The sequence below is a fragment of the Sinobacterium caligoides genome (assembly GCF_003752585.1).
In the GTDB taxonomy this organism is placed as follows: Bacteria; Pseudomonadota; Gammaproteobacteria; order Pseudomonadales; family Sinobacteriaceae; genus Sinobacterium; species Sinobacterium caligoides.
Genome location: NZ_RKHR01000004.1, coordinates 794,179 through 806,732 on the forward strand (window position 1 = coordinate 794,179; position 12,554 = coordinate 806,732).

Consider the following 12,554-nt stretch of genomic DNA (forward strand, 5'->3'; position numbering starts at 1 on the left):
CTAAAATAATCACGCTATTCCTTAGCGCTAATATTTCAAATAAACCTGACTAATCCTACCGCTCATACGTGGCCTCAATAGTGCTAGAAACCAGCGAGTGGCTGTTGATCATATAGCCAGCCAATGCATTAGACGCACCTTCAGGTAATTCAAGCTTTTTTGACAAGGCATGTATCGTATACTGGTAGCGGTGAGTACCGTGCCCTTCAGGGGGGCATGCGCCGCCGAAACCAGCAACACCATAGTCGTTAGTAATACTAATGCTTCCCATGGGTAACATATTTTTGCTGGAATCGCCGACACCTGCTGCCAAGCTATTAACATGCTTAGGAATATTCACCAATTGCCAGTGCCACCAGCCACTGCCTGTCGGCGCATCGGGGTCATAAACCTGGATAGCAAAGGCTTCTGTGCCTTCTGGTGCACCGCTCCACGACAGCTGTGGTGAGACGTTACCCCCGCTACAGCCAAACCCTTCAAACACCTGGGCTTTGCTCATTACTTTCCCATGCGCCACATCAGTACTGGTCAGGACCAAAGTGTCGGCAAAAGCAGGTGACAACAGACTAAACGATATCGGTAGAGTTATAACTAAAAGTGTTTTTTTCATTTTATTCTAAATCCATTTAATTTGAGAACAAAATAATAAAGACTACAACCAAAACTGTTAGTTCAGAAACCGCTATATTTTCGCCTTATTCAGTCAACCAGACTTTTTTCTTACGTTTTAACACGAGAACTTGCCACACTGACAATATCGTTAGATAATTATTTATAACAATATCTAAAAGTCGTAATTCAAGGACTTTAAACCACCTTACTACTGGTGACATGCTACCTTAATAGCATTTATAATAATGAAACAAACGAAGTGAGTCTGCATGATCGACCTTCAGAAACGTTATCATCAGTACCGACAAGGAAACCGCAGCATTACTCACGAAACGATATTAACGCTGGCTGATTTTGACGGTTTTGCAGCCCAGTGTGATTTCAATTGCGACCAGTTCCATCTTCGCCAATGCACACGCAGTGGCATTCTATTGCCCGATACCCTGATGACTGCTTCAACTAAGCGTCAGGCCGCATACTTCGCCGGGCGCTATGCAGCGATGCTGGCTTTACGCCGTATGATAGGAGGCAAAGTAACGGTAGGTAGAGGGGTAGATGGGGAGCCATTGTGGCCAGAGGCGGTGGTTGGCTCAATCACCCACACCAATGAATCGGCCTACTGCGCCGTCTCAGGCAATCAACATTATCAGGCCATCGGTATAGACATGGAGCCATATATTGACGCTAAGACAGCGGCAGAGCTACATCCTCGAATTCTTTCAAAAAAGGAGAGTGATTATGTAAACTGTATCGACGCACCATTCGAACATCTTCTAACTTTAGTTTTTTCTGCCAAAGAAAGCCTATATAAAGCGCTGTTTCCGCTCTGCCACCAGCACTTTTGTTTTCTAGACGCCGAAGTCACTTTAATTGATTATGCGAACAAATCATTTGAATTAGCTTTGCTACGAGATTTGAATAAAACGTTAGCTTCCGGTGGTCTATATAACGGTGCATTTGAGTGCCGAGAAAAGGAGGTACTTACTATCCTGCTATATAAGAATAAGTAAAAAGAGATAGTCTCGCTTATTTCGAACAATTCATATAAACCGTACCGATAATTTATTCAACGGCAACAACACCAAATTCAAATCGATTACGACGAAAAATATTCGCCTCAGAAACTCACATACAATGTTCTTACTGTCATAAATTAATGCTATCAGGTGAAATATACTACGGCGGTAAAACTATAACACCGACGCCCCCTTTCTCGAGTTGATGTCGATTCCCCCCCTCAATATCTGTTACGCGTTATTTAGTGATCAGCAACCCGATATTATTCAGCGCAGTGAATACTTGGCGATTCATCGTGAATGGAATAGATTACAAAGAAATGGGCAGCTCTGACCCCACTCGACTGCTTTGATGCCCACAGCAAGCTGCTGATGCGTATTAATAAGCTAAGCTGGAGAGCGATTATTCGTAGCGATCCCGCCTGCGACTCTTCGTAGCATGATCTGCCATAACAACGCTAAAGGAGCTATCGATACAACCGACAGGGCGCGTATCGGCGATCTCTACACAGACTTATTCGAGCACTGGAATCAACACAACATGGCCTAATCGACCTACCTTCGCACTGCCGCCAACAGATCAAAGAGCAAGCAAGCAGGAGCGCAGGAGCGCAAGGTCACAACATCTTCTGAGCTTTATCGATGTCATCAAACCGGTACAGAACCCCGATGAAGAGCTGCCGAATAGCGCCGAAATCTTCATCGGTGCCGCCAACTTTCTCTCTCAACTGAAGAAGCAGTACGACCTTCTCGCCAACCAACTCGCCAGCAACATGCCCAGTGAGCTAGCTTCCTGGGTCAACGGCGAGAATATAGTGGTGAGTGAGCTGGCGAACGCACGCAGGCATCATAGCCCAGCCTCCCGCCTGAATATGATAACAGCATAGGCTTACCCCTGATTAACGAGGAAAGCCTCTATGGCATCACGATCGTGCACCGATGGCTGAGCACCGTGCTTGGTCACCGATAGCGCCGCCGCAGCATGAGCGAAGCGAAGCGCCGCAGTGATGCTCTGCCCCTCTACCAGTGCCGTCACTAGCGCACCGTTAAAAGTATCTCCCGCCGCCGTGGTATCGCGTGCAGCAACCTTAAAGCCGGCAATCAGCATCGATGACAATGACGATGAATAGAAGGCCCCCTGCCCCCCCATGGTGATGACCACCTCGGGAATCAAGCGGTGCAGCTGCTCACTCGCCAGCCGTGCACTCACCTCATCGACTACCGCAATCCCTGTCAATAACTCCGCCTCCGTTTGATTCGGCGTGATCATATCGACGAGCCCCAATAGCGCATCGGGCAGAGCCGTCGCCGGCGCTGGATTTAACACCACCTTAACGCCCGCTGCTCGAGCAATTTTCGCCGCCGCAACCAGCGTCTCGATGGGGGTCTCCAGCTGCATCAACAGTATCTCACTACTGGCAATCAAACTGCTCGCAGCCTCGACATGGGTGGCGCTCAAACAGGCATTGGCACCCGCATAAATACTGATCATATTCTCAGCGTCGTCGCTGACAGTGATCATCGCAAGCCCTGTCGGCTCGCCGTCAAGCAGGCTGAGGTGCGAGACATCGATGCCATCGGCAATAAAGTCATCGCGTAACTGCACCCCCATCGCATCGTTGCCGGCACAGGCAATAAACTGCGTCTTGGCGCCGCTGCGCGCTGCAGCGACAGCTTGATTTGCCCCCTTGCCCCCCGCCGCAATCTGGTAATCACTGCCAGTCAACGTCTCACCTGGTTGAGGAAAGCGTGAGACGCGCATCACGTGATCAACGTTGATACTACCGACAACCGTGATCGTCATTACTGAGCATCCTGAGTAATCAGCTGTAACTCTACCGGTATGCTTGCGGGGATTTTCTCACCATCAATCAGCTTCACCGCCGACTCCACACCGGTACTACCGATCAGCGCAGCCTGCTGCGCAACCGTGGCGGCGAGCTTACCTGACTTAGCCGCTGCAACGCCTTCCTTAGTACCGTCGAAACCGACGATAAGTATATCGAGGTTACGCGCTTGTGCCGCCTTCAGTGCCCCCAGTGCCATTTCGTCGTTCTGGGCAAAAATCGCCTTCACATCCGGATTCGCTTCCAAAAGGTTTTCCGCGACGTTTAGCCCCTTAGTACGATCAAAGTCAGCAGGCTGGCTCGCCACTAAAGAAATCTTACTTGCCTCGATCGCCTTGAGAAAACCCTGGCCACGATCACGTGAAGCAGAAGCGCCCGGTACACCTTCCAACTGAATAACCTTACCGCTATTACCTAACTGATCGACAATAAACTGACCGGCTAGCTCGCCACCAGCAACGTTATCCGAGGCAATATGGGTCGCCACCTCACCGCCGTCAGCACCACGGTCGAGGGTAATGACTGGGATGCCGGCACGATTGGCGTTAAGTACCGCACCCACCACCGACTGTGAATCGGTTGGGTTGATCATGATCGCCGCCACATCCTTAATGATCAGGTCCTCGACATTAGCCAGCTCCTTGGCTGGATCGTTCTGTGAGTCGAGTACCAACAGGGTGTAACCCAGCTCTTCAGCCTTCGCCTCAGCTCCCTCTTTCAAGGTCACGAAGAAAGGGTTGTTAAGCGTGGAAACAACCAGCGCTATGCGCTTATTGTCGGCACCTTTATCGGCACCCTTGTCTGTAGGATCCGCCGATTTACTACAACCAGCTAATGCCAAAGTGGCGGCCATCACGGCAACTAATAATGCTTTCATAATGTATTTATCCTATGTAGATATCACTAACGTTTTACGATTTAGAGGTACGTGTATCGACCAGTACGGCCAACAGAATGACGAGAGCCTTGGCAATCATCTGATAGTAAGAACTCACATCCATCAGATTGAGAGCGTTGTTTAAGATGCCAATGATTAGTGCGCCAATCAGCGTACCAATTATCTTGCCCCGGCCACCCGCTAGGCTGGTGCCACCGAGAACAACGGCTGCAATGGCGTCCAACTCATAAGATGCGCCGGCAGTAGGCTGAGCAGAATAAAGTCGAGAGGTCACCAGCATTCCCGCAAGAGCCGCAGCGACACCGCTAATAGCATAGACGGCAATTTTCACCCGGTCGACGCTGATTCCTGACAGTCGAGTCGCCGCTTCATTGCCTCCCAGGGCATAGATGTAACGCCCCAGACGGGTGTGATTCAACAGATACCAGGCGACAATAAACACCACCGCCGCAATGATAATAGGCACCGGAATGCCGGCAATATAGCCACCACCGATATAGCTGAAAGCCTCTGCGCTCGCACCACTACCCAATGAGATTGGTCGGCCATCACTGTAGACAAGCGTCGCACCGCGCAGCAGCGTCATTGTCGCCAGCGTCGCGATAAACGGTTGCACCAGCCCCTTGGCAATCACTAGACCACTACCAGCGCCGAGCAGACCGCCCAACACCAGAGTGGTCGGGATGACGATCCAAATCGACACATCGGCACTCACCATGGTGGCACAAACGGCGCCGGTGAGCGCCAACACTGAGCCCACCGAGAGATCGATACCTGCGGTTAAAATAACGCAGGTCATACCGACGGCGATAATCGCGTTGACGCTGGTCTGCCTTAAGATATTCAGTAAGTTGGCGACACTGAAGAAGTGCGGGTTAATCATGCTGACGATGGCAACAAACACCAACAAAGCAATCAGTGACTTATATTCCAGCAAAACGGCTTTGCTGATGAATCCTGTCTGACGGGCGCTAGATAACATGTAGTACTTTCCAATTGGTTTTAAGCGGCTGACTTGACGGCGGCGGCTAAGAGTTCTTCCTGACTGGCATCGGCGGTAAATTCACCGCTGATACGCCCCTCGTGCATCACTAAAATACGGTCACTCATGCCAATAATTTCCGGCATTTCACTAGAGACCAGAATAATAGCTAGCCCCTGCCCTTTGAACTCGTTGATTAACTCATAGATATCTTTCTTCGCCCCTACGTCTACACCACGGGTAGGCTCGTCGAGAATGAGAATCTTCGGTGCCGTCATCAGGCCACGAGCGATAGAAACTTTCTGCTGGTTGCCGCCAGAGAGGTTGCCGATCACCTCATCAATACCGGGCGTCTTCACACGAAAAGCATTCACATACTCCTCAACGGCAGCGCGTTCTGCCAACGTATCGATTCTACCGCCACGACCGCAAAACTTGCTGAGACTGCTCAAGCTCATATTCTCAGCCACCGACAACCCCAACACTAGACCATCACCCTTCCTGTCCTCGGAAATATAAGCGACACCCTCTCTAATCGCCTCACGCGGTGTGCGGGCACGATACAGCTCGCCGTTGAGTAGCATATGCCCCTCGGTAAAGTCGCGAGCCCCATACAGCGTCTTCACTAGCTCGGTTCGTCCCGAGCCCATCAAGCCGCAGATACCCAAAATTTCACCGCGGTGCAGGTTGAACGAGATATCATGTAAACCCTGCCCCGATAGCCCCTCGACGGTCAGCGCTGTCTCGTACATATGATGATCGACACGTGGATACTGCTCCTCGAGCTTGCGCCCCACCATCTGCTCGATAAGGTCGTCTTCATCTAGCTCACTGATTAAACTCTCAGCGATAAACTGTCCATCACGTAAGACCGTAACACGGTCGCAGATTTCAAAAATCTCTTTCAAGCGATGCGAAATATAGACAATGCCACAGCCGTCACGGCGCAGCTGATCGATTACCTTAAACAACGCCACCGACTCTTTCTCCGTCAACGCATCGGTAGGTTCATCCATGATAATCACATTGCATTCAAAGCTCAGCGCCTTGGCAATTTCTACCATCTGTTGCTGCCCCATGCTCAACTCGCCAACTAACATAGCGGGATCATGATCGACATTGAGGCGACTCAACAGCTTTGCCGCGGCAGCATGCATCTGTCGCCACTGAATCTTGCCAAAACGATTAGTGAGCTCTCGTCCCAAGAAGATATTCTCGGTAATCGACAATTCACTGATTAGGTTTAACTCTTGATGAATAATACTAATGCCCGCGGCCTGGGATTGACGCGGGCCATCAAAACTCACCCGTTCTCCGCGATGCTCTATCTCTCCGCTATCGCAGGTATAAATACCGGTGATCACCTTCATTAACGTTGACTTGCCTGCGCCATTCTCTCCCATTAAGGCCATCACCTCGCCGGGATAGACATGTAAACGCGCCTCATCAAGGGCGCGTACACCGGGAAATGTTTTCACCACATCGCTTAATACTAGGATAGGCTCACTCATCAAAAGCTCACTCCGGAATGCAGAATAATATTAGCGTAAGGTGTACATTCTCCGCTGCGGATAATGACCACTGCCTCACTACTAAGCTCCTTGAACTGCTCGTGACTCAAGACGTTCGTCTGTGGCTGCGGTGACCACGTCGCGATCTCATCAAGCAACTGACGGTGAAAAAGCGGGCTAGCTTGCGGTAGCTCCGTCGCCAGCGTGAACTTTTCTACACACAGCTCACTCATTACCGCCTGCAGCACCGACAGCAATGTCGGCTGACCACGCAGCAAGCTGAGATCTATGCAGGGAACATGTTCAGGGATGGGCAAGCCACAGTCGGCGATAACCAGCATCTGACCATGGCCCATGGCAGCGACAACCGCCGATATCTCTCTATTCAATAATGCCGTTTTCTTCATAGCTTCACGCTCAAGAGATCAATACCAATAGCATGCTCCGTAACCGCAGCCTGCCTTTCAGAATAGTGCATAGCGGCACGCATCGTTAACCCTACCCTGACGAAGAAGCGGTGAATGCTTGGACGGCAACACAGTTAGAGCCGTAAGATAGGAGCTATGAGGGGCGCATAGTAGCGCAATGACATATCGGCGAAGATGAGCTAAGTCAAGATTACCCAGAAGCCGAGCGACCTCAACTAATATGGCTGCTTCTGCTTTTCAAAAACAACAGTAGAGCGGGTATTTACACCTTTCTCGTCGACTAAATCCGAGCAGCTCATGGCACTCATCGTGCGACAAAAAGCGTGCAGGAAACGCTCTTCCAACGCCCGTATCAACGATGCTAGTCGCAGAAAAAATGCGCAACATCAACAAAACACAGCTGTAACGACCAGATCATCGCCTGCTGATAAAAGTCTCTTCTCTCGCCACCGCAAAGGCCTTAACATGCAGCGAATATCAGCACTACAGCTGCCGATAGATCATTAACAACTCACCGAGAAGCGCCCCCGTCTTTTTATAGTGTCGCTCTCACCTACGAGGTAGCCCATGACTTGGCTCAACGCTGTCGCCCTTGCCACGACCATGCTTATTCTTGTGACGACACCCGGCCCCGGCGTCTTCGCCGTTGTCAGCCGCGCGCTCGCCAGCGGCTTCCGAGTTACCATGCCACTAGTTTTCGGTATGGTCTGTGCCGATCTCATTTTCCTCTGCATCGCTATCTTTGGCCTGTCGTTGATCGCAGGCGTACTCGACGAGTTCTTCGTCATCGTCAAATACCTCGGCGCCAGCTACCTAGTCTGGATGGCCTACAAGATATGGCGCTCTAAACCCACGACTACCATCTCAGAGGACGACGACAGTAACGAGCGCTGGCCCGCCACCGTCGCCAGTGGCCTGATGATCGGACTATCAAACCCCAAGGTCATCCTCTTCTATCTTGGCTTGCTGCCCACCTTTGTTGACCTCGGCTCACTAGACCTTTTCGGTGCCGGTATTATTGTCGCGATCATCTTCACCATCGCCTTCTCGGTGCTCACCGGCTACGCCTATACCGCCGCGAAGGCGCGCCACCTATTCCAAAGTGAACGAGCCAGTATTCGCCTTAACCGCCTTGCCGCTAGCGCAATGACCGCCACAGCCGTCGCAATACTACTGCGCCAATAAGCCCCCCTCAAAAAACGCACGCAATAAAAAGGGGGCCTAGCCCCCCTTTCCCCCCCTAACCTAAGCAACTTGAATCAGCTTATTCACCATAATCGCCGGTGTACTGACCCGGCGCCAGATCATCAAAGCGCGAATGGGCACCATTAAAGGCGAGGCGACAGGTGCCGATGGGGCCGTTACGCTGCTTACCTATGATGATCTCGGCAATTCCCTTATCGGGACTATCCTCGTTATAAACCTCGTCGCGGTAGATAAAGGCAATAATATCCGCATCCTGCTCGATCGCTCCCGACTCACGTAGATCAGAGTTGATCGGCCGCTTATTTGGCCGCTGCTCCAACGAGCGGTTGAGCTGCGACAGGCAGACGACCGGGCACTCAAACTCCTTAGCCAACATCTTCATCGATCGAGAGATCTCAGAGATCTCAGCCGTGCGCCCCTCTGACTGCCCGGAGACCTGCATCAACTGCAGGTAATCGATCATTACCATAGCGATATCACCATGCTCTCGGCTGATTCGACGCACTCGCGAACGCACCTCCGTTGGTGTTAAAGCTGCAGTATCATCGATAAATAACTTCTTATCCTTCAGTTTATTAATCGCCGTGCTTAACTTGGGCCAGTCCTCCTCATCGAGCTGACCGGTACGCACCTTGGTCTGATTGATCCGGCCAACCGATGCCAAGCTACGCATCATCAACGACTCACTCGGCATCTCCATACTGAACACCACGACGCAATTCTCCTGCGACAAGATGGCATTCTCCACCAAGTTCATCGCGAAAGTCGTCTTACCCATCGAGGGACGGGCTGCGACGATCACCAGGTCCGAATCCTGCCAGCCCGAAGTCATCTCGTCGAGATCGGCAAACCCCGAGGTCAAACCGGTGATACCCTCACCTTGATCGACCATTTCATCAATCTTAGCGACGGTATTTTTCAGCAGAGCGTTCATCTCTACCGGCCCACCCTCCTTCGGACGGGCCTCGCCAATCTTGGTAATATTACGCTCAGCCGCCTCCAACAACTCGTCGGCAGCCCGCCCATCAGGGTCAAAGCAAGCCTCGGCTATCTCGTTGGCAGCGCCAATCAGCGAGCGACGCGTTGAGCGCTCACGCACAATCTCCGCATAGGCTTTGATGTTAGCAACACTGGGGGTATTACGCGCCAGCTCACCAAGATAGCCCAGACCACCTGCCTCATCGAGTTCAGCACGGTTACTCAGATGCTCGGAGAGGGTGATGATATCGAGTGGTTTTTCTGCCTTGATGAGCTCTTCCATCGCCGCAAAAATCAGTCGATGGTCACCACGATAGAAATCAGTCGGCCCAACATTCTCGTTGACCGCATCCCAATTATCAGCAGACAGCATTAGGCCGCCAATTACAGACTGCTCAGCCTCAATCGAGTGCGGCGGCACTTTCAGCCGCAGTAGCTCATCATCACCATCATCGACTACCATTGCAGATTCATCATCCAACAATAGATCGTCACTCAGAGGGGGTAGTTCATCTTCCATTGGGTTATATCCGCTCACGAATGTGAGTCTAGCTTACTCATGGGGTTTTTAGTCGTTCAGTATACCGCTAATAACGACGATATCCACAACCCAGCGCAAGCCGATGGTATCGAAGGCCGGCACTTACTAACGTGTCGAAAGTACTTCGTAGCAGGCAAAAAAAAACGCCGCGGACTTAGCCGGCGGCGCTTTCTAACAATCGCCGAGGCGATCAACTGTCTATCGCTTACTCAGCAACAACAGTTACGGTAACAGCAGCTTGAACATCGCTGTGCACCTGGATGTTGATCTCAAACTCACCAATTTCACGGATTGGACCGTTAGGTAGGCGAACCTCAGACTTGCTTACTTTGGCACCGGCAGCAGTAATCGCTTCAGCGATATCACGTGCGCCAATAGAACCGAACAGCTTACCTTCGTCGCCAGCATTGGCTTCGATAGTAACAGCCGTTGCGCCGATTTTCTCAGCACGCGACTCAGCACCAGACAACTTTTCAGTCGCTGCGGCTTCAAGCTCAGCACGACGTGCCTCAAAGCTTTCAACGTTTGCAGCAGTTGCTGGAACAGCCTTACCCTGCGGAAAAAGGAAGTTACGACCGAAACCAGCCTTAACGTTAACCTGATCACCCAGGCTACCTAGCTTACCAACTTTCTCGAGTAGAATGACTTGCATCGTTTCAACCCTCTCTAAATAATATGTGTACCGAGTACTTATGCACCCAGCGTTATTGTCGGCGACCTTAGTCGCTCTCACCCTTAGCAGCGATTCGCTTTCTTAAGTTTAAGAAGCTATCAGCTAGGGCACCTATCACCAATATCTCTACTACCAGTAGGCCTTGCATCACGCTTAGCAGTAGTAAGATGTAAAAAAGTATCAGCCACTGTTTTGACCAGCCTTTCACTGAGACCCACCAGTGTACGAGGCCTATACCGGCGAGCAGTAACGGCATCATCAGCACTAAAGCCCAGATTCCGTACGCACCACCTTGGGCGACTGTCGCCATCGATAGCACTGTCAATAACAGCGCCAACTGTGGCGACAAGCGTAACTGATGAAACTCCTGGCCAAACCCACCGGGGTTGTACAGCATAGCTTGCCAGTAACGCCCCATCACAAGACTCAGCACACCGAAAAGCATTTGACTCAATGCCAACGCCCCAGTAATAAATACTGGGTCGCTCAGTAATTTGAGCACCTCATGACGAACTTTCTCGTCTACCTGAGTCAGGCTCCCTGCCACCATCTGCTGCTGCATGGCCATCAACTGATTGACAAAATTGTTGTCGATCGTCAATAACAAGGCTGCAAAGCCGATGCTAACAATAACCTGTGAGAGCAACGCTATCGACCAAGAGCGTGTCATACCAAGAGCGTAGCCCCCCATATAACCGGCGATGATCGTGGTCAGCGGTAACGGATTACCCTGCCAAGCCATAGCCAGTGTCGGTAACGACACCCACATGGCGACGATCAAGCCCTCACTCCTGCCGCGACTCAACGTCACTAGGGCGACAATTGCCGCTCCCACCCAGGAGAACATCACCGTCACGATCGCTAGGATTGCGGCGGCGATGGCCTGTATGCGCCCACGCATAATAAATTCAGCTAATGCACGCATATATATACTTTTTACCTCTCGCTACTTAACCTACTGATGCCGCGACTATCTGTCGTGGGCGTCAGAGTAAGGCAGCAATGCTACGAAACGAGCGCGCTTGATAGCGGTTGCTAGCTGGCGCTGGTACTTAGCCTTGGTACCGGTAATACGGCTAGGAACAATCTTGCCGGTTTCGGTAATGTAAGCCTTCAAAGTTTCTAGATCTTTATAGTCGATCTGCTTAGTGCCTTCTGCAGTAAAACGGCAGAATTTACGACGACGGAAGAAACGAGCCATGAGAACTCTCCTTCAAAAAATTGCGTTATGCCCGATGAGGGGCGGAAAATTATTCGCCTTGCTCTTCTTCAGCTGCTTCAGCTTCTTCAGAGGCAGCTTCTTCAGCAGGAGACTCGGTCTTAGCAGCACGGCTAGCGCGACGCTCACGACTCTCTTTCTCACTCTTAAGAATCGGAGACTCTTCGGTGATAGCTTCATCTTCACGAATAACCAAGTTACGCAATACCGCATCGTTGTAACGGAAAGTTGTAGTCAACTCATCGATGGCAGCTTGATCTGCTTCTACGTTCATTAGCACGTAGTGAGCTTTGTGAACCTTGTTGATTGAGTAAGCCAACTGACGACGGCCCCAATCTTCAAGACGGTGTACCTGACCACCTGCCTCAGTAACGATAGCAGTGTAACGCTCGATCATAGCCGGTACTTGTTCGCTTTGATCTGGGTGTACCAGAAAAACGATTTCATAGTGACGCATATAAATGCTCCTTACGGTTTTAACAGCCTCAACATCGAGGCAAGGAGAACCCAATAAAAACTTGTAACCCAGACATTCCGTGGCCTGTAGATACTTAACCAAGCACTACAAACAGATCATCTAAAACACAAGGAATCCACCGAGTTTTCGGGAAGTGCGGATTATACAGAGTTAGCAAAGAAGAGG

General features: G+C 51.0%; 13 protein-coding genes. 2 read left to right on the plus strand and 11 right to left on the minus strand.

Going from position 1 to position 12,554, the window contains the following annotated elements:
- Positions 1-55: 55 nt before the first annotated feature.
- Positions 56-610, minus strand: coding sequence for a YbhB/YbcL family Raf kinase inhibitor-like protein (locus tag EDC56_RS10245; RefSeq protein WP_123712416.1), 555 nt, complete (start codon positions 608-610; stop codon positions 56-58).
- Positions 611-881: 271 nt separating this feature from the next.
- Between EDC56_RS10245 and EDC56_RS10250 the strand changes: the two genes are divergently transcribed.
- The gene (locus EDC56_RS10250) at positions 882-1,622 is read left to right on the plus strand and encodes a 4'-phosphopantetheinyl transferase family protein (protein WP_123712417.1); all 741 of its coding nucleotides are present in this window, start codon (positions 882-884) and stop codon (positions 1,620-1,622) included.
- Positions 1,623-2,517: 895 nt separating this feature from the next.
- Here EDC56_RS10250 and rbsK read toward each other — a convergent pair.
- From rbsK to rbsD, 5 genes are read right to left on the minus strand one after another with little or no spacing between them, the layout of a single operon-like run.
- Positions 2,518-3,432, minus strand: coding sequence for a ribokinase (gene rbsK / locus EDC56_RS10255; protein WP_123712418.1), 915 nt, complete (start codon positions 3,430-3,432; stop codon positions 2,518-2,520).
- The gene (gene rbsB, locus EDC56_RS10260; RefSeq protein ID WP_123712419.1) at positions 3,432-4,352 is read right to left on the minus strand and encodes a ribose ABC transporter substrate-binding protein RbsB; all 921 of its coding nucleotides are present in this window, start codon (positions 4,350-4,352) and stop codon (positions 3,432-3,434) included. Before rbsB ends, rbsK begins: the two co-directional genes overlap by 1 nt.
- Before the next feature lie 34 nt (positions 4,353-4,386).
- The gene (rbsC, locus tag EDC56_RS10265; RefSeq protein ID WP_123712420.1) at positions 4,387-5,355 is read right to left on the minus strand and encodes a ribose ABC transporter permease; all 969 of its coding nucleotides are present in this window, start codon (positions 5,353-5,355) and stop codon (positions 4,387-4,389) included.
- A gap of 20 nt (positions 5,356-5,375) precedes the next feature.
- Positions 5,376-6,866, minus strand: a complete 1,491-nt coding sequence (gene rbsA, locus EDC56_RS10270) for a ribose ABC transporter ATP-binding protein RbsA (protein WP_123712421.1) — start codon at positions 6,864-6,866, stop codon at positions 5,376-5,378.
- Positions 6,866-7,273 carry a D-ribose pyranase gene (rbsD, locus tag EDC56_RS10275; protein ID WP_123712422.1) on the minus strand — a complete coding sequence of 136 codons (408 nt, stop codon included), beginning with the start codon at positions 7,271-7,273 and terminating at the stop codon, positions 6,866-6,868. The genes rbsA and rbsD overlap by 1 nt, the downstream gene beginning before the upstream one ends.
- A 588-nt stretch (positions 7,274-7,861) precedes the next feature.
- Between rbsD and EDC56_RS10280 the strand changes: the two genes are divergently transcribed.
- Positions 7,862-8,479, plus strand: a complete 618-nt coding sequence (locus EDC56_RS10280; RefSeq protein WP_123712423.1) for a LysE family translocator — start codon at positions 7,862-7,864, stop codon at positions 8,477-8,479.
- Positions 8,480-8,558: 79 nt separating this feature from the next.
- Here EDC56_RS10280 and dnaB read toward each other — a convergent pair whose 3' ends face one another.
- From dnaB to rpsF, 5 genes are all read right to left on the minus strand, one after another.
- The gene (gene dnaB, locus EDC56_RS10285; protein WP_123712884.1) at positions 8,559-9,941 is read right to left on the minus strand and encodes a replicative DNA helicase; all 1,383 of its coding nucleotides are present in this window, start codon (positions 9,939-9,941) and stop codon (positions 8,559-8,561) included.
- 283 nt (positions 9,942-10,224) lie between these two features.
- A complete protein-coding gene (gene rplI, locus EDC56_RS10290) occupies positions 10,225-10,671 on the minus strand; it encodes a 50S ribosomal protein L9 (protein WP_123712424.1) in 447 nt (148 codons plus the stop codon).
- Positions 10,672-10,738: 67 nt separating this feature from the next.
- The gene (locus EDC56_RS10295) at positions 10,739-11,617 is read right to left on the minus strand and encodes a hypothetical protein (protein WP_123712425.1); all 879 of its coding nucleotides are present in this window, start codon (positions 11,615-11,617) and stop codon (positions 10,739-10,741) included.
- Positions 11,618-11,662: 45 nt separating this feature from the next.
- Positions 11,663-11,893 (minus strand): 30S ribosomal protein S18, encoded by a 231-nt coding sequence (rpsR, locus tag EDC56_RS10300; protein WP_123712426.1) that lies wholly within the window; start codon positions 11,891-11,893, stop codon positions 11,663-11,665.
- A 49-nt stretch (positions 11,894-11,942) separates the two neighbouring features.
- On the minus strand, positions 11,943-12,368 hold the full coding sequence (rpsF, locus tag EDC56_RS10305; protein WP_123712427.1) for a 30S ribosomal protein S6: 426 nt from the start codon (positions 12,366-12,368) through the stop codon (positions 11,943-11,945).
- Positions 12,369-12,554 lie beyond the last annotated feature (186 nt).